The sequence below is a fragment of the Megasphaera sueciensis genome (genome assembly GCF_050219315.1).
Taxonomy (GTDB): Bacteria; Bacillota; Negativicutes; order Veillonellales; family Megasphaeraceae; genus Megasphaera_A; species Megasphaera_A sueciensis.
Genome location: NZ_CP116939.1, coordinates 2,172,191 through 2,196,011, shown reverse-complemented (window position 1 = coordinate 2,196,011; position 23,821 = coordinate 2,172,191). Strand labels below are relative to the sequence as shown.

The following is a 23,821-nucleotide window of genomic DNA, read 5'->3' as shown; positions in this document are numbered from 1 at the left end:
CATACAGCAATGGTAAAACATCAGCCAAGCATCCACGTGTTTCCTTCTGCTGCCATCTGCCTCTGTAAATTACACAGAATTCCATACGTATCTCGAATTAATAAACAAAGTTACACGAAGATCTTCCCTTTAAAATCCTTCCTTTCTTTTATTATAAACTTCTTGCTTATCATTGAAAAACTGAATTTTTTTATTTTTAGCCATAGAGGGATACCTATATGCTTTAAATTTAAGTTTTAGAACTATTTATATGCTATAATAAGTATAATTATCTCGCACAGAAGGGTATTATTTTATGAACGAAAAAGATTGGGAATTACTCAACATGCTTCACAAAGAACGAAGCATTACAAAAACAGCCAAACGATTATTTTTTACTCAACCTACAATAAGTGCAAAGATTAAACAAATAGAAAAAGAAATGGGCTGTAACATTGTCATTCGAAGCGTACGCGGCATTAGTTTTACACCGGAAGGAGAGCTTTTGTGCCAATTTTCCAGGCGCTATTTACAGGACTTTCGTCAAATAAAACATGCTATGCAGCCAGAAACAACGGGTATTATGGGGACATTAACTATCGGTTGTGCTAGTATTTATGCAAAGTATAAACTAGGTAATATACTAAACGATTTTTGTCACGATTACCCTGTTGTCAATGTCCGTCTGCATACCGATCTAAGCCAAAATATTTATGATAAACTTTGCAACGGTACCATTCAAATGGGAATTATCCGCGGAGACTACCCTTGGTCTGGGCCTAAATTTTTATTGCGCAGAGATCCCTACTGTATCATGAATGCCACTCCTATTGATTTGAAAAGACTACCGCAAATTTCTATGATTTATCGCCAGGCAGACCGGCCTCTACAATCGTCGCTTCATGATTGGTGGACCAGCAACTTTACCCAATTACCCCATACTCGTATCGAGGTCAATAGCCTTGATTTATGTATGCAAATGGTCTGCAGCGGATTAGGCTATACCCTTCTGGCCCCTTCTGGAGCCATCCCAACGCTTTGGAGCAAAAATTTATATGATAGAAATAACCAGCCGCTCATACGGTATACTTGGTTGTATCTCAATGAACAATGTAAAGATAACAACGTTGTAAAAACATTTTGCAATTATCTGCTTGATAGAGAAAAAAAAGAAAACATATAACTGTTTTCTTTATATTTTTATATATTTGATTACGTATAATCAGCATTTTTTGCTTTATCCTATAGGTAATGATAAAATAAAGATATTCGGGAGGATTTTTAATATGGATAATGAAATGAAACTAGCCGTACTAATTGATGCAGAAAACATATCTGGAGCTTACATTGATATAATTTTATCAGAAGCTAACGGTATTGGCGACGTAATTTACAAACGAATCTACGGCAATTGGACAACATCACAGATGGCTTCATGGAAAAATACAATTCTGGATAACGCTATTCAACCCATACAGCAATACAGTAATACGACAAAGAAGAATTCTTCCGATTCGGCACTCATTATTGATGCCATGGATTTATTGTATCAAAACAATTTGGATGGATTTTGCATTGTTTCCTCAGACAGTGATTTTACCCGTTTAGCATCTCGTCTGAGAGAATCGCAAAAATATGTAATCGGCATGGGAGAAAGTAAAACTCCTCGCTCCTTTATTTCTGCCTGCAATAAATTTCTTTATTTGGATGTGTTACTCACACAAGTACAAGAAACTACGGAGGAAGAAGAACACATCACAGCAACTCCAAAAACAGGTATGTCACATATGGATAAATCTTCACTGTCTCATACGGATGATATCATAAATGAAGCTTCCCCAGACACGACTTCTGGCAAAGATATCAAAACCATAAAACAAGCATTAATAAAATTGACAGAAGAGAATTCTGATGATAATGGCTGGATTTTTTCCGGTACTTTAGGAAATTTGCTCAATAAGCAGTTTTCTGATTTTGATGTTCGTAATTTCGGGTATAAAAAATTCGTTCCTTTTATCGAGTCGTTAAAAATGTTTGAAGTCAACACAATTACCGATACAAAAAATGAAACGGTCAAACATAATTATTTTAAACTCAAACCACTGACGCGGCAACGTCCACACACAACCCACCGTCGCAGCAGTCGAAATAAATAACATTATAGTTGCCTGCCGGATAGAATTTTCTCTATCCGGTTTTGCATATCCGTCATTCTTATTGTAAAATATAATTAAATCTTAGTCTCACGAAAGGAATATACCATTATGGTTAGTAATGCGGTCAGAGAAACGTTAGACACCCTGAATAATTTAAAACCCAATACAACTATTGCTTTGTCGGTTGACTTAGCCAACGAAAATCTCAACAGCATTTGCTGTATCGCTGCCGCCTGGATCAGCGGCGGTAATGTCCGCGGCATTTATTACTATGCCAAACCGCCCACAGACAATTTCAGTGCTTCCCGTAAAGTAACTGCAGCAATGGTTCAAGACAGTGATACCTTTGATGTAGTATGGGATCGTGATATTCGTCCTTTACTTAGAAATCCTACGTTATCAGCATACAAAGCAGAACCTTTATTTATGACTATAAAAGCCAGTTATGAACATTCGGGAAAGTCTTTTGCCGATTGTGATTTTTTTATTCGCGATTTATCTATTTTATCACGTACCTATTTGCCAAATCTGGGAAATGATTCTTTATTATCAATTACTCATAAAATGGATATTAACGTGGATTTGGACAGCTGTCTGAGTCGTGCTATGGCCTGTGTTTGTGCAGTTGACTGGATTCAGTCAGCATATCCAGTCAATGATTACGGTATACCATTAGCAATGATAATGGGTTTGACATTAGATGCAAATACTAAGAAAACACATCGTGGCTTTTATTTAGAAAAAAATCCATCTCAAGCGACCCGAAATCCGTATATTTTCCGAAACCCCTATATAGGTCTTGGCGTTTTCCTGATTGTTTCTGCTATCAGTATGGGATATTATATGTTCATGCAAAATGAATTAATCAATACGACGCCATCAAGTATCGTTGAACAAGCTTCTCCCCCTGTATATGACACCAACAAAACATACTATATGGAAAGCGGAACATATATCATTCTTGATGAAAAAGACTTAAATAGTATACATAGCACATCTAAAGAAAAAGTACAAGATATATTGCGCACGATGGTAAAAGAGGGAAAAGTTATCATCTTTTCGGCCCGCACTGCCGTTAAAGTTACCGGAAAACCATTAGACAACGGATTTGTTCCTGTTACCATTGCCGATGGGAGCAGTACAAGAGCCAGTGGCTATGCCCCATTCCAAATGATTGAAACAAAATAAATGAGTATTAAAATAAGAGGAGGTATCATGTCCCCCTCTTATTTTAATACTCATTTATTCTTTCCAATATACATCATATTTCTTAAGCAGCAATATCGGTTTATACGAAAGTTTTGCTTTACGCAAATTTTCCAGTCCCAAATCTTCTTCTCTGTTGATATACACCAAATCTTTGTATTTTTCTAACAAAAATCGCACAAATTCCCGGTTAATCATCGTGTAGCTGCCATCATATACTGTTTCTGCTTTTTCAAAACGCACATCAAATCCCTGTCGTCCTACTTTTTCGCCCATGGTAAAAGCTACCGGCTGATTCCCAACAAATAAAATACCTCCGTCCAGATGTAATTCATCATAAGCTGCAAACGATTTCTTAATAGCTTCCGGTTCAGCAGTCTGTTCGCTCGTCGTTACTGTCTGACGAGTTGTTTCCCACTGTTCTAGCAAGGATAAACAATCCTGAACATGGTCGGCCGTCAATATTTCAAATCTCCAATCCGGATATCGCTTCATAAATTGATTACAATGATTGCGTTTACCGTGAAGTTTATTACCTGCTAATTGAGCCAACGCTTGTGCTTCATAAATATAATCTGCTGTATCTCTTGTCTCGGAAATAGAAAACCGGTCGGGAAATATCTGCTTCAATTGTTCAACTTGTTGTTCTGTAACCCCCCGCATGACAAAAGAAATTCCTGTTCTTTTTGCAGATTGCCACATCGCTAAAATGGCTCCCTGCAAATTGCCGCTTCCCATCGGATAGCCAAATGTAATTTCCTTTTCTGACGTATATCTGGAAATGAGACGACTGCCCATTTTAGCAATTTCTAATCCATAAAAATTCCCCCATAAATACAACGTTCCAAAACAACCAACAGAGCTCAGACTGTCTTCTGCCTTTAATAAAGTATCTATCCATTCTTTATCAAATAATTGAAGTTTACGAAAATGCAATTGCAATTTCGGATCACACGTAAACGCTGTATCGTAGTCTGCCGTACGCTGCTGACGCAAAGCATTTGAAAACATAATAACTCCTCCTATCAATCTCTTGACTTTCCTTATTTTGTACATTATTATTGTATCTAGAATAATAAATAATTCAAGTACGCACATTTAAGTATGATACTTACCAGGAGGAAAGTGTAAAATGAATAAAAATTGCATATCCCAAGAAAATTGGGGCAATACAGGATTTAGTTATACTTTATCATTAATCAGCGGCAAGTATAAAATGTCTATTTTATATACATTAGCGGAGTTTGGCGTTGTTCGCTTTAATGAAATGAAAAAATATATTGGTGTCATTTCTTATAAGACTCTCAGTTCTACGCTTAAGGATTTAGAAGCTGACAAATTAGTAAACCGCAAAGAATATCCTCAAATCCCACCAAAAGTTGAATATTCACTTACAGAACGAGGTAAAACATTGATTCCTATTTTAGAAACACTCTGTAAGTGGGGTACAAAAAACAGATTGCCAAAATAATAAAAAGCTGTTCAAAAGAATGTATCTCTTTAACTTTTGAACAGCTTTTCTTATTTTTCTGCAAACTGCAGCAACATGATACGATAACAGTAATTATCCGCCGCTTCCTATTGATTTTCCTATATTATTTAAATTCTCTATTATACATATCACTTTTTCCTAAAAAATCTTCAATCGTATCAAACCCTAACTGTTTTAATAATTCAATAACATATGGATTTTCCATAGGTGTAGAATACTTGGCAGCTGCGCCATATGATTGTACATGACTTTTCCCTTTTTCTTTATCGATAATTGCCCGTGGTCCGCCAACACAACCACCAACGCAACCCATACCTTCAAAAAAATTCCCTTCGCGGTGTCCTTCCAAGATATCGTTTATTAACGCTTTACATCCAGGAACGCCATCTGCTTTTCGCGTATGAATCGAAATAGTTCGATTGGGATTCAATTTTTCTACTGTTTTTTGCACCGCTTCACTAACGCCACCGGCATATGCATAAATAATACCCGCACGAGAAGCATGCTGACGGTCATCTTCTGCCAAAGAGGCAAGATCAATATCAGAAGCTTCCAACAAATCCCTTAACTCTTGATATGTCAGAACATAATCAATTGCATCAGCAATATCCGGTTCACGCCGTTCAGCCTTTTTTGCCAGACAAGGTCCGATAAAAACAGTCTTAGCCTGAGGGTGAAGCGCTTTTATCGTGCGTCCGCCGGCAATCATCGGTGATACGGCTCCGGGAACATTAGGAAGTAATTGATGATAGAGTTTTTTTATCATAGCAATCCACATAGGACAGCAGCAACTTGTAAGCTGAAAGTCTGCTTCACTATTAATATTTTTGTCAAACTCCAATGCCTCTTTTAAGGTCAATATATCTGCAAAAATGGCGACTTCAATCATACCTGCAAATCCTAACTGTTTCAAAGCCGTACGCAGTTTTCCTGAAGTAATGTCATCACCAAACTGTCCTGAAAAAGCCGGTGCTATCAATGCATATACCGGACCTTGATACGTATGCAGCGTTTCCACTACCGGCATAATATCCTTACTGGGCGTAAGATTATGAAGTTTACATTCATCAATACACGCCTGGCATCCTACACATTGTTTATCATCAATAGAAATTCCTTCTTGGGAATCAGATGTAATAGCTCCAAACTCACAAACTGACATGCACGAACTCTTTCCGTTTTTAGCGCAGTCACAAGGTGCCGTCCTCCATACTAAAGGATGGGCTTCCGGATGAAGAAGACAATCCAACTGATCCTTATCTGCATCTTCTGGAGCAGTATAATCATTATCAGTTACAGCATTTTTCAACATTTTTTTGTATAACTCATCTAACGAACTCATATAATTCCTTCCTTTCCATCGCACACGATCCGCGAATTCCAGACCTTCAACACTATCTACATATTACGATAATGCTGCATAAATAGAGTAAAAACAGGCAATATACAATAAAGCAAATACCAGCCTGCGAAAAATAACAATAGGAACATACGGAAAAATAATATGCCCCAACCCCAGTCCCATAAATAATCCCGGCAAAAGATACAATACTTGTTGTCCTGCATAGAAAAAATCAGTTCCGCTCAAATAAAAAGCTAAACATGAAAATATATTTCCAAAGAAAAAATATAAAATAGATGTTCCCCTCATCATTTTAGGCGACATATTCATATGTGTTGTATATAATATGAGAGGTATCCCACCCATTCCCGTCGTCGTATAAAAGAATCCGGATAATACACCTGTGATAAGTGATTTTTTTTTAGTTTTCTGGAAATGCAATCGTAGCCAATGAGAAATGACCAAAAATGCCAAGATAGCTACGCTGATCAAAATTTTCAGCATAGTGTTGGAAAAACTATGATAAAAAAACAATCCTATCGGTAAGCCTGCAACAGCTCCCAGAACCAGATATCGTACCAGTTTAACATCCGCGTCTTTGTATACTAATCCCGTTTGCAGCGTATTAGAACAGATAGCAGTAATAAGCGTAATAAGTATCGTCTCCTTTGCCGAAAAAAAGAGCATTAACATAGGCGCTGCTAGTATAACCAATCCAAAGCCAGTAATAGCCTGCACGAAAGCCGCAAAAAAAACGACGAATAAAGGTTGTAAATTTTCCGGTTGCAGTAAAGCTGTTACATATTCCATTCTAATTCCATCCTTATCTTACCTTAATTATATTGTGCTTTCAGTATATTATAACATAACGGCTATGTCTATTAAGTAATATAGAAAAATTCAGAGCAAATAGAAACTTTGTCTTCTCTCACTGCTGACAACGATTCCATCATGCCATTACGGTGTGTAACAAGACTATCATGGCCACAAGACAGATGATTAATCCATATACTCCCATAGTAAAGTATTTTTTACGTCTTTGAAATTCACTATATTCCATATTATTAACGATGGCAAAACAATGCTGGCACATAATCTTTTGCTCTCCCGTTTTTTTATTTTTTTGATATAACGGTTTTTGATTTTTTGGAATTTTTTTACCGCAAAATTCACAAACCTGTCTTTCATCCATTATAGTTCCTCCCCACAATACTTTTATATTTTTCTATATTTTACCATACATTACAACAAAACTTAAAATTAACCTTTACTCAGATTTCAAGTAAAGGTTAAAAATATTTATATTCTATACAGAATTAATTCTACGTATTAGACCGACGCCAAATTTTTTGCTGTTCTGCCGCTTTGATTAAGTCTTCACGAAAATCAGGATGTGCTATATTAATAATCGCCTCTGCACGCTGCCATGTTGTTAATCCGGAAAGATTGGCAATGCCATATTCAGTAACCATATAGGGTGCCTGTGTCCTGGGCGTTGTAATGATATCCCCTTGTGTAAATTTAGGCAAAATACGAGAATGTTTAATTCCTTTTTTATCTGTAAAAGTAGATGCCATCGCCAAAAAGGCCATTCCATGTTCTGCCTGATATGCTCCCGTAACAAAATCCAACTGTCCGCCAGTACCACTAATTTGCCGCGTACCTGCTGATTCCGAACAAACTTGGCCATATAGATCTATTGCAATACAGCTATTAATCGACACAAAATCAGAAAACCGTGAAATAGTATATGGGTTATTGACATAACTCATGGGTGCAGAAATAATATCTTGATTATGATCCAGAAAATCATACAATTCCCGCGAACCATTGCAAATAGAAAAGACACCCTTTCCTTTCTGCAACTCCTTTTTTTTATTAGTAATTTTTCCAGATTTATATAAAGTAAGATATCCGTCACTCATCAATTCCGTATGCATTCCTATATCTTTTAGATCGGATGCGGCAATGAGGATTCCCAAAGCATTGGGCATCCCGCCAATTCCCAATTGCAGCGTAATTCCATCATGTAAATATGGAAAAATTCGATTGGCGATTTGTTCATCTATAGCCGTTGCACTGGGACTGCTGACCGTGGGGATTTCTGCATGACCTTCCACTACTGCGTCCACATCAGAAATATGGATATGATCTGCCTCCATGCCATAGATATACGGCATATGAGTATTCACCTCAAGAATAACCGTATCCGCCGCTTCCAAAATAGCTTGCTGACAACAATTGGTTAACCCAAAGTTAAAATTACCATGCCTATCCATAGGAGTTACAGAAACCATCGCCACATTGACCGGAGCAAAGCCTTTTTGGTAATACGATCCGCAATCCCGAAAAAGCATCGGTATATGGTATGCCCGTCCTTGATCGATATATTTCCGGTCAATCGCCGAACAATGCCAAGCATTGTAAGTAAACGCTACACCCTGGGGATCCTGTTCAACGGTCTGTACCGACCGCATACTGATGGCATTCCGAATTTTCACGTCTTTTAATTCAGTATGACGGGCAGCCAGCGCTGTATCTAGGGCCGTCGGAAAAGAACAGGTCTGGCTATAATCAACCCAATCGCCATTTTTTACCATCTGCACCGCTTCCGTCGGGGTCCGAAGTTTTTGTTGATATTCTTCTAAAACGTTCATATCTGCTTCTCCTAAACCAATAATTCCCAAACTGCAAATACTAAAATAATGTCAAACGTTGTCCTATCAGATCTATTTGGGCACATCGTCCCTAGATACGAACCGATATTAAGTAACATGTATCATTTCACATGTTACTTTAACGCCGGATCTGATATCCCATTATCAGCAAAAGCTTTCGCTCTGTCAATACAAGTACCACACACGCCACAAGGTTTCTCACCGCCTTCATAACAGCTCCATGTCAATTCGTATGGTGCATGAAGGCGAAGTCCCGTGCGAACAACTTCTGTTTTTGTAAAATTAAGCAGCGGTGCCTTTAAACAACAAGTGTGACCTGAGCCCTCATAAATAGCAGCATTCATAGCCGTTTCAAACGCAGGAGTACAATCCGGATAAGCCCGTCCTGCTGCGTCATCCGCGTGTGCACCATAATAAATAACCTCCGCACCAACACTGATAGCTATCGCTGCCGCATAGGATAGAAATAACCCGTTGCGAAAAGGAACATATGTATCTACCGTACCGGTCCCACCCAATTCTTTAAGCTGTTCTGCATAAGATTCATGCTTAATTTTCTTATGACTTTGCTGCAATAACGGACAATCACTTAACGAAAACGCTTGTGACAAATCAATCTCCTGAAGTTGTACATCATAATAATATGCCACTTTGCGAGATGCTTCTATTTCTTTAACATGTTTTTGATTATAATATGCTGTCAATGCCAATACTTCATTCTTCGTATATTTTTCTACCGCCAGCGCCAAACATGTCGTCGAATCAATTCCTCCGCTTAACAGTACAACTACTTTCATTTTCGTTCCCCCCTATTGAAAACATCTTACTAAGAATTATACTTCATTTTTTATTATGCAGCTACTAGCAATGAAAATTTTTCTAAACACTCCAACAGAAGCGGGATGCAGGCTAGTATGCCCACATCCCGCTTCTGTTGGAGTGTTTAGAGGTATAAAAGGTTATTTCTATAGTATACTTCCGTTAATTTTAAGATTGTTAATTTTTTATTTATCCAGATAATTATTATTTCTATGAGGTTCTGCACAGAAGACATCATGAATTAAATATTTTCATACAGATTATTTAGGATACTCTTGTTTCATCCTATCTTGCTTCTTAGATAATTCTGTTACGTCGCATCGTTTTTGTATCGTTATCATAATTCAGTCCACCTTTTTCATAAAATATACATACGCATTTTCTAATTATAATCACGTCGTCATTGTATTTATGGGTATTTTTATATGTATTTGGTATACCAAATACATATAAAAATACCTTTTTGCTCAATGCAAACCTATCACATATTAATACAAATGTCAACAAAAAAACATGTGTAGGTTTACCACAGATATGTTACAAAAACAGAAAACAGGTGTTACTCCCTCTACTATAAAGATTGTACGAATCACTAGTTTATTTATTGATTACAATGGCAGCACTATGATAGCACCCCCAGCATCGTTACAGCCTCGATTCAGACGTCCTCACCATCATCCCAATCAACACACTACTCCTCAAGAGATAACATTAATTTAGCACATACGGCAACGAAATCCGCATGCCGGGCTCGTAGTCTTTTGGATCAAACGGAGAAAACAAGGCTATACACGATCCATCACTGCTTTATATCGTTGTTTGCGGCGTATGGAGCTAAAGCGGAAATCCCAAACCATATCACCCTGCGCTGTTTCCTAGAGAAAAAGTGCAAAAAGCCTTTATTCTTCCATGGTGTTTCTCCAACATTTAGTACAAAAGATTACGTTCCTATTTGTAAAATCCAAACGGATAACAGGCTTGAATTCACGAACTGGTTTGGCTAAAGTAAAACGAAAAAATTAACCCTCTTTGAATGACAGATAGCAGCGTATCACATTATCCATCAAAAAATACGTCCCTATACTCCGAAGCATAACGAGTATTTCTATGCCGATCATCGAGTCCACTCCTTGGAAGATTTCAAAAAGCAGTTGGCTATATGGTGTAGAAAATACAACAATTTTCCGATGCACCTTCTGTCTTGGAAATCTCTCAATGAAACGCTTCGCTCTTTTCTTTCTACTATGTAACTTATGTTTGACAAACCTACACAACAAAAAGCATGTAAAATTTCGTATACACAAAATTTACATACTTCTTTTAATATGCCATTCTCACAAAAGTTTTCCCTGACTTTTCAATATGATTTTTCGCCGCATCATGTGCACCTTGTGCATCATGAAGTCTAAGTTTTTGGATAATATCCGCATGTTCTTCAAAAACTTCTTGAATACGTCCTTCTTTCGTATAAGATAATTGAGTAAACGGGCTGATATAGTCCCTCAACGTACTAACAAAATAATATAGATGAGGGCTTCTAGCGGATTTATAAATACTTTCATGAAATTTTTTATTCAAAAAAACAGCCTTAGTAAGATTACCTTGCAAATGTTCTTGCAACATCTTTTGATTAATATTTTCTAAATTTACTAATTCTTTTTCTGTTATTTTAGAGGCAGCAATGCTGCAGCATAATGACTCTAGTGCAATACGGATAACGCCAATTTCTTCTGCATCCGCTTTCGTAAATCCAGCCACAAAAACACCCTTGCGTTGAACGTGGGTAACTAACTTTTCGTTTTCCAGTTTTTGAATAGCTTCGCGCACGGGTGTTCTGCTTACTTTCAACTGCCTGGCTATATCACGTTCTACTAAATGCTGTCCCGCCTTTAATCTGCCATCTAAAATGGCCCCTCGTAATATAGAATATACGGAGTCTCTGATATTATAGGTATTGTCGAACTTAATAGGGGAAAATTCAAAATCCAATTCATATCTCTCCTTTGCAAGCATTAAAGTATTCCATCATTTTTTCCGTCAAAAAGCCATAAATCAGTAATAGGAATAAACTTTCTCAAACCATAGGAAATACTGCGTCCATTAAATAAGACATCCTCCCCTAGTGATCCCGTAAACTTTTTCAAACACTCATCATCACGGATAGTAAGCTGCCACTCTCCTTCTCCTTGTTTATGGTAAATCATTGATTTATCTTCAAAGTACAAATCCAAATAAACCAAAGCCATCGTTATAGCATGCTGATCCATGTGAACTATAAAATGCCGGCATGGTTCTTTTTTATTATCCGCTGTATAGGAATCAAAGGATACTTCGCCTTTATGCGTGATGATTAAATGCTGCTCTACTTCATCTTTTGGCATTTGATCTACCGTTCTTGGAATCTTCGATACCAGTTCAATACTTAAAATTGCCATGCCCATATCCTCCCAAAATAATATATATACTCAAACTTAAATTATAAACATACTCTTTAATTATAATGATACCTAAATTTTGTAAAAAATGCAATGAAAGCAGCCACTCTTGCATAATACCGTGAAAAAAGGTACACTAATATTAGTTTAATATTCGGCAGTATAAGCAATAGTTAATAGTTATACCCGAATTAATAAACAGGAGGGTGTCTTATGAAAAAATCAATTATATTATGTAGTATGTTTACTATGTTTACCGCTGTCACAGCATTTGCCGCGCCAATAACAACGTTATCTTCTGACCGGGGGATTGCTGTCGGTGTCGGAACAAAGGAAACTTATATAGAAGGAAAAATCAATCCTAAAGCGACTGTTGGCTATGAATATTTAGATCGCGATACCAATGGTCATCAAAATGACTTTTATGCTAAATATAATCTCGTCGGATCTAATATTCAAGCCATAGGCGGTTATCGCAATCACATGCACAATCAATCGGATTCCTTGTACGGCGGATTAGCAGTATCAGCGCCAAGTATCATGGGATTTCAGCCATATGCCTCTTATGTGAAAGGCTCTAACTTTGGTGAAGCTCAAATCGGCGTTAATTTCAGTATTGCCATGGGAGTTGGTGTCAATGTAAATTACCACAATTATGTTCCTGATAATGGCAGTACCGAACATGGTCTGGGCGCCGGAGTAACTTTCAAATTTTAGATAGAACAGTATTATTACTCGCATACAATTTTGCCGGGATGTATATATAAGAAATAATTTCTTATATATACATCCCGGCACTTTTAATGTATACTCAATAACTATTCACAAAATATCATTCCAATAATTTTCTGATTTTACTCTGTTTCCGCAAAATGAAATTGTGGATTTAAATCAGAAAAATTCTTTTTAAACCCTTCTGTTGTATAAATAGAACCATCTTTTCCCGTAATTTCACAATCCGCACCTTTAATACTATTAATAAATGCTATCCCCTCTTTAGGCCCTAATACAAAAATAGCCGTAGACAATATATCCGTTACCATGCCGCAATGTTCAATAGAACCATCAATCACTATTGTGTTACTCATAATGCCTGTTTCTGCAGGAACCCCGGTTTGAGGATCAAAGATAAGATGATAGCGTTTACCGTCTTGTATAAAATATCTTTCATAATCTCCCGCTGTTGATAGTGCTTTATCTGTAATTTTTTCAATACCTAAATATTCTCCTTCTTGATCAGAACGAGGATGTTTTATACCAATAGCCCATGGATTTCCCTTACTATTTACACCAATTGCATACATAGAGCTGGATCCCATATTAATGAGACCGCTCTTTATATGATGCTTTTTATAAATTGCCACAATTTGATCCACACAGTACCCCTTAGCAACACTGCCTAAATCAATGGCCATTCCTGGCTGCAACAACATGACACTATGATCTTCAGGCCGTAATTTTATATTTTTATAATTCACTTTAGGCAATGTATTCTTAATATCTTCCGGTGAAGGAATATGTTGATTTGGCGTTCCAATCTGCCAAAGATTGCTAATCGGTCCAACAGAAATATCAAATTTACCATTTGTTTTTTGAGAGTATAAAACAGAATATTTTATCATTTCATAAACTTGGGGATCGACTTGCACGAAATTTTTACCGGCAGCATTATTAATTTTTGAAACATCGCTGTCAGGATTCATCATATTAGCCAACAAATCTATCTCTTGAATTTTCTGAAATCCTTCATCTACAGCAGCTTTAGCCTCTGACCCAGAAGCGTACAAAGAAACAGTGGTATCCATAGCTATCCCGCTTCTTTTTTCCTCATGCGGTGGTAATACATTGCATCCCGTTAATAGTAATGCGCAGCATATACACATAACGATAGATAATATTAATATTTTTCGGTTCATTGCCGTACCTTCTTTTTTCGATTATGATAAACTTTATTTTTCTATAAAAATAATATTTACTGCTATTATACTAAGAAAATATCTTGATTTATAGTACCATTAGTATAATAGCAAAGTCAACTCACAATCTATATAAACATGCATCAAAGTTCTGATAAAATTTTCATAGTATTTTGCATTTATATGATTTTTATGAACTCCTTCTTACAATAAATACCAATCAAAGAATTTCATCTTATCCCATTATCTTTTCTATTAATTGTATTTATAATGTGATGATTCTGTAATTCATTCTATATATGTATCAATCAACACATATTTTATTCTTATATAACTTATAAGTTAAGATACTCAGAAAGGTGACGCCTATGGTATTTGCGAAAAATTCAACTATCAACTCATGCACATTGGAAACCGACATTTCACTACGTGACCACATGCACATTGCTGTCGAATCCTGTTTTACAGGAATCGGTTTGCGGGCCAAAAACTATATACAGGTCTTGCCCGGTGGTTTCACCCGTACTCACATATTTGCTTTATTAAAAAAATATCGTCTCCAAGTCACTGAAATCAAGTTGCAGACTGATTCTGATCGCACGCCGGAGCAACAAAAAAATAATAAAACAACCGGAGAACACATAAGCACAAATCTTATCCTCTATTGAGCACCGCAAGATATCTATATGTTATCCCTATAGTTCCAACACATACAAGCAAGACGCTGTTACCCCATAACAGCGCCTTGTCCTTATATCAACAATTAAGGTTTAGCAATAATAATTTTGTCATGACGGGCAAGATCATCCTGTATATCCGTCAAGTTCGGCACTACTGCCACACGCAAACCAACACGATTTTCAACCAATTCTATGCCGCAGCAAATATCTTCTAATGCTACAACATGTGTCAATATTTGATCCACATTGATTTTTCCACTGCGGATCATCTCAATGGCCAACGCATTATGCCGCGGTGCCGAAGAAAAAGTACCATACAAAGCAATCTGGCGATAATGAATAAAATTCACATCAAAATTTAACATGGGATTGTCTTTAGGCAATCCGGCAAACAAGCAGACTTTTCCCTCTTTGCTAGCCATTTGGATTCCCATATTTTGTGCCGTGGCACTACCTGCAGTAACGATAACGATATTAGCTCCCATGCCTTCCGTTAAGTCTTTTACAGCCTGTACTGCATCGTCTTTGCTGGAATCTATATAGGCATCATAAAAAAGTCCCCTTGCCGTTTCCAATCGCTTGCTGCTGCGATTGATAAGAAAAATTTTTCCCGCTCCTTGTGCCTTTGCTAATTCTGCATGCATAATTCCAATCGGGCCGGCGCCAATAACCGCTACCGTATCACCTAACTGTATATGGATTGCCTCTTGCCCATTAATAACACATGCTAAAGGTTCCGCTAACGATGCACTCAGATAATCAACTTCGCCGGGAATAAAATTAACATTTCCTGCGGCTACGGCATTAGCCGGAACCAGAACATACTCAGCAAAACCGCCATTATAATGATGCGCAATTGTTTTCCTCGTATAACAAAGATGCTGGCGGCCGGAAAGACAAAAAGCACAATGACCACAGCCAATTCCCGGTGCAACAATAACCCGATCTCCTACTTTATAACGATCTACCTCTTCCCCGGCTTCTACAACAACACCTGCAATTTCATGTCCCAGCACAATAGGCGGCTGAATCGCATTATGACCATGACGGAATGTTCGGATATCGCCTCCGCAAATAGCACATGCCTTAACTTGTACTAATAATTCGCCCTTACCGGCAGATGGCTTAGTTATCTCTTCAACCACTATATTGCCTATCCCTTTATATACTGCTGCTTTCATCCCAACATCCTCCTTCTTTACACGTTGAATAAATTCTTACTGCAATGCATTTAATTCCACTGATACATCTTTAGCATTCACAATCCAGCGCGGCTTACCTTCTTGAACCGTCCGTTTAATTTCTTCCAGCAGCAGATAGGGTGTTCGATTAAATGCATCTTTAGTAGAACCCGCCAAATGCGGTGTAATCGTCACATTATCCAGTGCCATAAACGGATGGTTTTTAGCTGGCGGTTCTACCCACCATACGTCAATAGCAGCACCACCAATTTTTTTATCTTGCAGCGCGGAAATCAGTGCTTGTTCGTCAATCAATCCGGCACGAGCTGTATTGATAATATACGCCGTAGGTTTCATTAACTCAAATTGTGCCGTCCCAATAAGACCACGAGTTTCATCAGAAAGACGAGCGTGCATGCTAATAAAATCCGATTTTTTACAAAGTTCTTCCAAGGATACCAGTCTGCAACCTTGTGCTTCAATTTCTTCGGCTTTTACAAAAGGATCATAAACGAGAATATTTACATCGAACCCTTTAAGTTTTTTCGCTACACAGTGCCCGATGTATCCAAAACCGACGAGTCCAACGGTTTTTCCGTACATATCTCCAACAAATTCATAATTGGAATACTGCTTTTTCCACTCGCCCTGTTTTAAAGCAGCATGACCGCGTCCTATATTGCGCATTTCCGCAATCATAAGAGCCACAGTATAATCAGATACAGCATTCGCATTACGTCCCATTGTACGGCAGACGGGAATTCCATGTTTCGTTGCAGCTGCCACGTCAATATTTTCTACCCCCGCACGACACACTCCAATGACTTTACATTTTTTTGCCGCTTCAATGATTTGTTCATTGATAGGCGTATGTTGTGTAATAATCATATCGACTTCTCCAACATAATCAAAAATTTCCTGCGGTGGCTTCCCTACAGACGGCCCATTTTTTTCAACAATACTACGCAAATACCAAAATTCTTCATCATTTGCTGGTTTCCAGTCAACACAGCAGACCTCAACTTCTTCACCCATAATTTCATGAACAGCAATTTTTAATTTTTCTGAAGATAATAAAGGATCCCCAATTACTAACGTTTTCATTTATATTCCTCCTTTTATTGTAAATACTTACTGCAGTCTTTTATTCTTCATCATCCCACTCAATAAGAGAAGACTGCATTTCAGTAACCGTATCATTAAAATATTTTAATGCAGGATACATCTGTTGATTCAATCTTTCATAAATATCCATATATTTTTTATGCCGTTTTTTATTCGGCTCATATACTTTTTCAGGAAATACAACTTTTTTCACAGCATCTTCAGCACTGTTATAGACTCCAGCGCCAATACCAGCTAACATAGCCGCTCCCAATGCCGCTGCCTCGGGAACACTTTTACTTTTAACTCGAATTCCTGTAATATCTGCTTTTAATTGCATCCAAAAATCACTTTTAGCTGCTCCGCCAATCGCATATATAGATTGAATTTCCTTATCAGAAATACGTTGTACATTGCGAACAATACTATACATTTCAAAGCATAGTCCTTCCAAAATCGCACGTACGAAATCCCCGCGCGTCGTCGCTGTTGTAATGCCCAAAAAAGCACCTCGGGCTGCCGCATCACTGCCCAATGTGTACCTCCCGGAAAAATACGGCAGCATCATACACCCATTAGCACCGATAGGCCGTTTAGAGGCTTCTGCAACAAGTTCATCAAAAGAAGCCCCCTTAAATTCCCGCTTAAACCATTCGAGAATTCCGCCGGAAGAAATAATCTGCCCCATCATATAATATTTATCATTGACAACATACGACACAGATGTAAAATTTTTATTGATATATTTGGGACTACTTTGCGGTTCATCAGAAATAAATACTAATTGCTCACTAGTTCCGGTAGAGTCCAGCATCTGCCCGGATTTTATAATGCCGGTAGCAAAGGTCCCGCAAGCATAATCAATACCGCCGGCATATACCGGGGTACCTGCCGGAAGACCAATCATATCAGCAACATCCTCCGTAGTCGTCCCAACTAATTCACCAGGACGTATAGGCTCTGCCAAAATATCTTCCGGAATGCCGGCTTCCTCCAAAATTTCCTTAGACCAATTACGTGTACGCAAATCAAAAGCCATCGTCCGGCATGCATTATTCCAGCTTGTCCGAGCTATGCCGGTTAATTTTAAACTAACAAATCCTTGTGTCTGTATCCAGCAGCGGATTTTAGCAAATAGTTCAGGATGATGTTTTTTTATCCACTGTATCCGAGTAATACCTGCCACCGGATTGGGATTAATTCCGGTAATTTTATATACTTGTTCTACACCAAAATTTTTCCAAGCCTTCGCAATTTTATCTGTTCTTGTATCAAACCAGCGTATCGTCGGATGTACAGCTTTTCCGTTAGCATCCAGGAACATATCCTCCCCATTAGTTGCTATGCCGATTCCGTCACAAATCTGTCCCGGAAGTGCTTGGCTGACTTCTTTTATACATGCAGCTACACCCTCCCACATTTTTTGTGGATCCAGTTGAGCCCAGCCATGTTCCAAATAGGTCGTATCCGCCGGACGTTTGGCTGTTGCCAAAAAATGTCCGTTATAATCGCAAGCTACTGCCTTATAATTTGTAGAACCTACATCTATACCTAATAAATATCCCATAAACATGTATTCCTCCTTTCTCATTTCAGATATAAAATCGGATTTTACTATATGTTTTTCTTATGAAATCAATCATAAAAAACAAAAAAATAATAGTGATTTATTTCCTGGTGCAGCGCATTTTTTAGAATACGCTGCACCAAGCATTATAAATACACTATATAAACATAGATATAATAAGAACTCCGGCTAAGCCCATAACGGAAATAATCGTTTCCAATACACACCAAGTCCGTACCGTATTTTTAACAGTAAGTCCAAAAAATTCTTTAAAAAGCCAAAATCCCGGATCATTCGGCGGACTGATAATAAGACTACCTGCTCCTGTAGCTAAAACCATCAATTCCGGGCTAACCCCGGTAACCGCAACGACCGGAGCCGCAATACCGCCTGCTGTAAGTGCTGCAACAGTTGCAGAGCCACAAGCAATACGAATAACAGCAGCAACAGTCCATGCCAACAATAACGGAGAAAGATTGGATCCCGCTGCCAATGTCCCAATATAGCTGCCAACACCGCTATCGATCAAAATTTGCTTCAAGGCGCCGCCGCCGCCGACAATCAATAGAATCATAGCAATAGCCACAATGCCGTCCTGTGCAATTTTCATAATGTCGACAACCGATTTCCCGCGTCCGATGCCAAATGTATAGAATGCAATAAGAATTGAAATCGTCAGTGCAATGTCCGGCGTTCCCAAAAAGGTAAGTACATCAAAAACAGGCGTTCCTTTTGCAAGTTCCATTTTTGCAATAGCTGCTGCTGCCATTAAGAATACAGGCACCAATGCGGTAAATACACTAATACCGAAACCAGGCATTTCTTCATCTGTAAATACCTTAGGTTCAAATAACCCTTCTGGAATTTCCGTCTTAATATGTTTAACAGTACCATAAAACAACGGACCGGCTACAATCGCCGTCGGAATAGCAATAATTGCACCATACACAAGTGTCAATCCAATATCCGCATTATAGATAATAGAAATAGCCGTCGGGCCCGGATGGGGAGGAAGAAATCCGTGTGTAACAGAAAGGGCTGCTGCCATTGGAATACCTGCTTCCAACAAAGGAATCTTTGCAGCTGCGGCAATAGTAAAAACAAGGGGGATCAAAAGAACAAAACCAATTTCATAAAACAATGCAATCCCAACAATAAATCCAGTCAGGCAAACGGCCCACTTAATATTTTCGCGTCCAAATACTTTGATAAGCGTCGTCGCAATACGTTGTGCTCCACCGCTTTCAGCCATAAGCTTGCCCAGTATTGCCCCAAAAGAAACAACAATTGCTAAGCCGCCAAGTGTGCCGCCTAAGCCTTTTTCAATGACCGGAACAATTTGTCCAATCGGCAATCCTTCAGCAAATCCAACGAGGCCTGCTACGAGAAGCAAAGACAAAAAACTGTTCAACTTTACTTTAACTATGAGGAAAAATAAAACCAGAATACCTACCGCTAAGATGACTAGTGGCATAATAAAAACCTCCTTCTAAATAAAAACAAAATAAATAATAAGGAAACCCTTAATTATATGTTATTTTGATATGCTGTAATATCAGAAAATTCCTGCTGAAGATTCTTATATAACCGTCCAAAAATTGCATACAATTCCTCATACGTTTTCCGATTTTCCGGATTGGGCATATATATTTTTTTTGTATGAACAAGATCTTTGGTATCTCGAATACTCTTCATCCTGCCGCTGGAAATAAAACCTAAAACAGCTGCACCGAATGCCGCTCCCTCACTGTTATCCGGCAAAATAAGCTGTTCATTTAAAATATCAGAAAGGATTTGAAGCCATAAATCAGACTTTGTAAAACTTCCGCTGACACGGATATCTCTAACATTTCCAAAATCTTTTAAAGCATCCATCACACTGTTCAGGCTATAACAAATACCCTCCATCGTGGCACGAATAATATGTGAACGGCCATGGTTTAAAGATAGCCCAAAAAGCATGCCCCGCAATTCGGAATTCCAATATGGTGCACGCTCTCCGGTAAAAGCAGGCATCATAATAAGTCCATCTGAACCGGGAGCTACATGGGAAGCCTTCATTGTCATCAAATCATACGGATCCACGTCAAGATTTTCCATTTGTGCGCCGCTGTAATGACAAATTTTGTCACGGACCCAGCGCAGAATCATCCCGCCATTGTTAATGGCACCTCCGGAAACCCATACATCATCCACCAAATTATAACACCACGTACGCATTCCCTTACTGTCTATCATCGGCTTACCCGTAAGCATACGTAGTGCACCGCTGGTACCAATAGTGGCACTGAGCTGTCCTGGTTCCACAGCCCCAATGCCAACGTTTACAAGAACTCCGTCAGTTGCACCAATAACAATGGGCAGTCCTTGGGGAAGATGCATTCGTTTCGCCGCCGCATTGGTTACTGCATGTGAATACGTCGTAGAAACAACCGGCGGCATTGCTTCTCTTGAAACACCGGCAAATTGCAGTATTTCATCATCCCAATCCATTTCTTTCTCATTATACATACCGCTGGTACTGGCAGCAGAGTGATCAATAACCCATTGTCCCGTCAGTTTTTCAAAAATATAATCCTTTAAAGATCCTACGTATTTCATTCGCTCAAATATTTCCGGTTGATTCTGCTTCAGCCATACTATTTTTGCCAAAGGATAACAAGCATGAATCGGACAGCCCGTTCGTTCATAAAAATTTCGGCAACGTATAGCATCCTTTTTTAATTCCCGTACAATATCCGCACTGCGGCTATCAGCCCAAGTCTGCAGATCCATAAGGGGTTCATGATCTTTATCCAAGCCGGCGAAGCTATGCATAACGGTACTTAATGCCACACCAATAAGCTTGCAGTTTTTATAATGAAGTGCGTCCACCGTTTTATGTATAACAGCTTCTATGGCTTCATAAATTTGCAGAGGGCTTTCTTCTGCCCAATTGGGATGCGGCGTCAACAGCGGATAGAACGCTTCTGAAGAGGCTACGTTTATCCCCTCTGCAGTATACGCAATAGCGCGTACTCCCGTCGTTCCCACATCGACACCAATCCAGACCTCTTGCAATAAGGCGTCTTGTACCATTCTAATCCTCTCTTTCTCCGGATTGTATCCGAAATTCATAATTTATTTCTCCCAACATTATATACATCATCATCTTTTACCCAGATTCACCCAGCCGATGAATCTTCTATCCGTTTCGCAGTAAAAAAATGATATTTACTTATCATTTATTCGTATTATACATTCATTTTTTTGATATGTAAATAACATTTAAAAATAATCATTATTCCTTTTGTACATAGTAAATTAAAAAATCAGCCATTTATTGCATCTTTCGCAAGCGGTTAATTAAAGCTATTTTTGATGTGTTTAATAGACAAATAAAGTATACCTAATATGGACATTTTAGATAAAATATTTACTTTATATAAATGATAGTTTTACATCAAAAAAAAATATATAGCTCTTGAAAAAGATAGTTTTGTATCATATAATAACAATAAATCATCGTTATTTATCCAGCCCATGCAAAAATGAATCATTCTGTTTACTCATTTCAGATACGCGGACGATAATTGCCGTATCTATTATTTTTTTACCATAAACAGGAGGTTTCTTTATGTCAAATCGTTTCAGTACATTTCCAACCTATCAAAAAGCTATTGCTAAAGTTCATTTAGGTTCTTGCGGTGTCGATCAAAAAAAACTCGACAAGCCGATCATTGCTATCGTTAACTCCTGGAATGAAATTGTTACAGGGCATGTACATCTGCGTATTCTTGCTGACCAAGTCAAGCAATCCATCACAGAAGCAGGTGCCGTACCATTAGAATTCAATACGATTGCCATTTGTGATGGCATCGCTCAAGGTCATGCCGGAATGAAATATTCACTGGCTAGTCGCGAACTTATTGCGGATTCAATTGAAGCCATGGTAAAAGGACACGGCATTTTCGATGGGATGGTCATGTTAGGTTCTTGTGACAAAATCGTTCCCGGCATGCTTATGGCTGCCGCCCGGATAAACATTCCAACTATCATGATTACAGGCGGTCCCATGAAACATCACATTACGCCGAAAGAAAACAAAGCTGCCCGTCAGGAATTTATTCACGGTAAAATTGATGAGCAAAAACTATTAGATGTGAGTGCTGAATATTATACAGGTGCCGGGGTCTGCCCATTTTTTGGAACAGCGAATACCATGTGTGAAATAGCTGAGACATTAGGCCTTACACTCCCTAATGTCTCTACCATACTTGCGTTAAGTGACGAACAGAAAGAATTAACAGCAGAGGCCGGCCGCACTATTGTAAATCTTGTAAAAAAAGATATAAAACCACTCGACATTCTTACCAAAGAAGCATTTGAAAACGCTATTACCGTCACATTAGCTATGGGCGGCTCTCTAAATAGTACGCTTCATATCCCGGCCGTTGCCGCCGAATGCGGTATCCCTATTTCCCTTGACGATTTCGATCGCATCAGCCGCAATACTCCTTTAAATACACGCATTTGTCCAAACAGCAAGATATATGCAACCGGCGATTTAGATACTGTCGGCGGTTTAAAAACGGTCATGAATGAGTTGCGTTCCATTCTTCATACAGATTGCCTGACCGTAAATGGCCATACAATCGGAGAAAATATTGCCGATGCAAAACCAGCAGATGGTGAAATCATACGGCCGATAACCGATCCTTTTGAAAGAGAAGGCGGTATCGCCGTGCTGTATGGTAACTTGGCACCGAAGGGCAGTGTTGTAAAATGTTCTGCAATCCCAGAAGACCAATGGATATTTGAAGGACCCGCCATGGTATTTAATTCTGAAGAAGATTGTACTGATGCAGCTTATACACATCAAATTCCGGATGGAACTGCCGTTATTATTCGATATGAAGGACCTTCCGGCGGCCCCGGAATGAGAGAAATGCATCGCGCCACAGAAATCTTAGCAGGTATTCCCGGCGTTGCTATTATTACAGATGGCCGCTTTTCCGGGGCTTCTGCCGGAATATCTGTAGGATATCTATCTCCGGAAGCCTATGCAGGCGGTCCCATTGGGCTTGTTCAAAATGGCGATATCATTAAAATCAATATTCCCCAACGAAAATTAGAATGGTGCGTCTCTGAAGACACCGCAGCAAAACGCCGCACGAAATTCCACCCGGTAGTCAAAGATGTAAATAGTAATTTTCTGCATTTGTACAGAAAAATATCAGAAGACGCTTCAAAAGGCGCGGTACGTAAAAAATTCTAAGAAAGGACG

21 protein-coding genes are annotated in these 23,821 nt (G+C 38.6%); 7 read left to right on the top strand and 14 right to left on the bottom strand.

The window, feature by feature from the left end; translation table 11 throughout:
- Nucleotides 1-295 precede the first annotated feature (295 nt).
- From NXG62_RS10460 to NXG62_RS10450, 3 genes are all read left to right on the top strand, one after another.
- Nucleotides 296-1,162, top strand: a complete 867-nt coding sequence (locus tag NXG62_RS10460) for a LysR family transcriptional regulator (protein ID WP_427112352.1) — start codon at nt 296-298, stop codon at nt 1,160-1,162.
- A gap of 103 nt (nt 1,163-1,265) precedes the next feature.
- A complete protein-coding gene (locus tag NXG62_RS10455; protein ID WP_427112351.1) occupies nt 1,266-2,135 on the top strand; it encodes an NYN domain-containing protein in 870 nt (289 codons plus the stop codon).
- 108 nt (nt 2,136-2,243) lie between these two features.
- Complete coding sequence (locus NXG62_RS10450) at nt 2,244-3,323, top strand: hypothetical protein (protein ID WP_427112350.1); 1,080 nt, start codon at nt 2,244-2,246, stop codon at nt 3,321-3,323.
- Nucleotides 3,324-3,377: 54 nt separating this feature from the next.
- Here NXG62_RS10450 and NXG62_RS10445 read toward each other — a convergent pair whose 3' ends face one another.
- Nucleotides 3,378-4,352: a DUF2156 domain-containing protein gene (locus tag NXG62_RS10445; protein ID WP_427112349.1), complete on the bottom strand. Its 975-nt coding sequence runs from the start codon at nt 4,350-4,352 to the stop codon at nt 3,378-3,380.
- Nucleotides 4,353-4,473: 121 nt separating this feature from the next.
- Between NXG62_RS10445 and NXG62_RS10440 the strand changes: the two genes are divergently transcribed.
- Entirely contained in the window at nt 4,474-4,812 is a 339-nt protein-coding gene (locus NXG62_RS10440) for a winged helix-turn-helix transcriptional regulator (protein ID WP_427112348.1), read from the top strand.
- Nucleotides 4,813-4,936: 124 nt separating this feature from the next.
- Here the strand turns inward: NXG62_RS10440 and NXG62_RS10435 are convergent, their stop codons facing one another.
- The 7 genes from NXG62_RS10435 to NXG62_RS10405 all read right to left on the bottom strand — a co-directional run bounded on the left by NXG62_RS10435 (nt 4,937) and on the right by NXG62_RS10405 (nt 12,107).
- Nucleotides 4,937-6,175 (bottom strand): [Fe-Fe] hydrogenase large subunit C-terminal domain-containing protein, encoded by a 1,239-nt coding sequence (locus NXG62_RS10435; protein ID WP_322351601.1) that lies wholly within the window; start codon nt 6,173-6,175, stop codon nt 4,937-4,939.
- Nucleotides 6,176-6,238: 63 nt separating this feature from the next.
- Entirely contained in the window at nt 6,239-6,985 is a 747-nt protein-coding gene (locus tag NXG62_RS10430; RefSeq protein WP_427112347.1) for a sulfite exporter TauE/SafE family protein, read from the bottom strand.
- 139 nt (nt 6,986-7,124) lie between these two features.
- Nucleotides 7,125-7,367: a hypothetical protein gene (locus tag NXG62_RS10425; RefSeq protein ID WP_427112346.1), complete on the bottom strand. Its 243-nt coding sequence runs from the start codon at nt 7,365-7,367 to the stop codon at nt 7,125-7,127.
- Nucleotides 7,368-7,497: 130 nt separating this feature from the next.
- A complete protein-coding gene (locus tag NXG62_RS10420) occupies nt 7,498-8,832 on the bottom strand; it encodes an acetyl-CoA hydrolase/transferase family protein (RefSeq protein WP_427112344.1) in 1,335 nt (444 codons plus the stop codon).
- A 134-nt stretch (nt 8,833-8,966) separates the two neighbouring features.
- Complete coding sequence (gene queC / locus NXG62_RS10415; RefSeq protein ID WP_427112342.1) at nt 8,967-9,650, bottom strand: 7-cyano-7-deazaguanine synthase QueC; 684 nt, start codon at nt 9,648-9,650, stop codon at nt 8,967-8,969.
- A gap of 1,342 nt (nt 9,651-10,992) precedes the next feature.
- Nucleotides 10,993-11,661, bottom strand: coding sequence for a GntR family transcriptional regulator (locus NXG62_RS10410; protein WP_427112341.1), 669 nt, complete (start codon nt 11,659-11,661; stop codon nt 10,993-10,995).
- 23 nt (nt 11,662-11,684) lie between these two features.
- The gene (locus NXG62_RS10405) at nt 11,685-12,107 is read right to left on the bottom strand and encodes a hypothetical protein (protein WP_427112340.1); all 423 of its coding nucleotides are present in this window, start codon (nt 12,105-12,107) and stop codon (nt 11,685-11,687) included.
- A 213-nt stretch (nt 12,108-12,320) separates the two neighbouring features.
- Here NXG62_RS10405 and NXG62_RS10400 point away from each other — a divergent pair, with 213 nt between their 5' ends.
- The gene (locus NXG62_RS10400; RefSeq protein ID WP_427112339.1) at nt 12,321-12,824 is read left to right on the top strand and encodes a hypothetical protein; all 504 of its coding nucleotides are present in this window, start codon (nt 12,321-12,323) and stop codon (nt 12,822-12,824) included.
- A gap of 137 nt (nt 12,825-12,961) precedes the next feature.
- Here the strand turns inward: NXG62_RS10400 and NXG62_RS10395 are convergent, their stop codons facing one another.
- Nucleotides 12,962-14,023, bottom strand: a complete 1,062-nt coding sequence (locus tag NXG62_RS10395; protein WP_427112338.1) for an FAD:protein FMN transferase — start codon at nt 14,021-14,023, stop codon at nt 12,962-12,964.
- Nucleotides 14,024-14,391: 368 nt separating this feature from the next.
- Here NXG62_RS10395 and NXG62_RS10390 point away from each other — a divergent pair, with 368 nt between their 5' ends.
- Nucleotides 14,392-14,691 (top strand): hypothetical protein, encoded by a 300-nt coding sequence (locus NXG62_RS10390; RefSeq protein ID WP_427112337.1) that lies wholly within the window; start codon nt 14,392-14,394, stop codon nt 14,689-14,691.
- A 95-nt stretch (nt 14,692-14,786) separates the two neighbouring features.
- On the opposite strand, the gene NXG62_RS10385 is transcribed toward NXG62_RS10390, so the two are convergent.
- From NXG62_RS10385 to NXG62_RS10365, 5 genes are all read right to left on the bottom strand, one after another.
- A complete protein-coding gene (locus NXG62_RS10385; protein ID WP_427112336.1) occupies nt 14,787-15,884 on the bottom strand; it encodes a zinc-dependent dehydrogenase in 1,098 nt (365 codons plus the stop codon).
- A gap of 36 nt (nt 15,885-15,920) precedes the next feature.
- On the bottom strand, nt 15,921-16,988 hold the full coding sequence (locus NXG62_RS10380) for a 2-hydroxyacid dehydrogenase (protein WP_427112335.1): 1,068 nt from the start codon (nt 16,986-16,988) through the stop codon (nt 15,921-15,923).
- A gap of 40 nt (nt 16,989-17,028) precedes the next feature.
- Nucleotides 17,029-18,555: an FGGY-family carbohydrate kinase gene (locus tag NXG62_RS10375; RefSeq protein WP_427112334.1), complete on the bottom strand. Its 1,527-nt coding sequence runs from the start codon at nt 18,553-18,555 to the stop codon at nt 17,029-17,031.
- A 157-nt stretch (nt 18,556-18,712) separates the two neighbouring features.
- A complete protein-coding gene (locus tag NXG62_RS10370; RefSeq protein ID WP_427112333.1) occupies nt 18,713-20,029 on the bottom strand; it encodes a gluconate:H+ symporter in 1,317 nt (438 codons plus the stop codon).
- 53 nt (nt 20,030-20,082) lie between these two features.
- A complete protein-coding gene (locus tag NXG62_RS10365) occupies nt 20,083-21,633 on the bottom strand; it encodes a gluconokinase (protein ID WP_427114276.1) in 1,551 nt (516 codons plus the stop codon).
- Nucleotides 21,634-22,171: 538 nt separating this feature from the next.
- Here NXG62_RS10365 and ilvD point away from each other — a divergent pair.
- Entirely contained in the window at nt 22,172-23,812 is a 1,641-nt protein-coding gene (ilvD, locus tag NXG62_RS10360; RefSeq protein ID WP_427112332.1) for a dihydroxy-acid dehydratase, read from the top strand.
- Nucleotides 23,813-23,821: the final 9 nt, after the last annotated feature.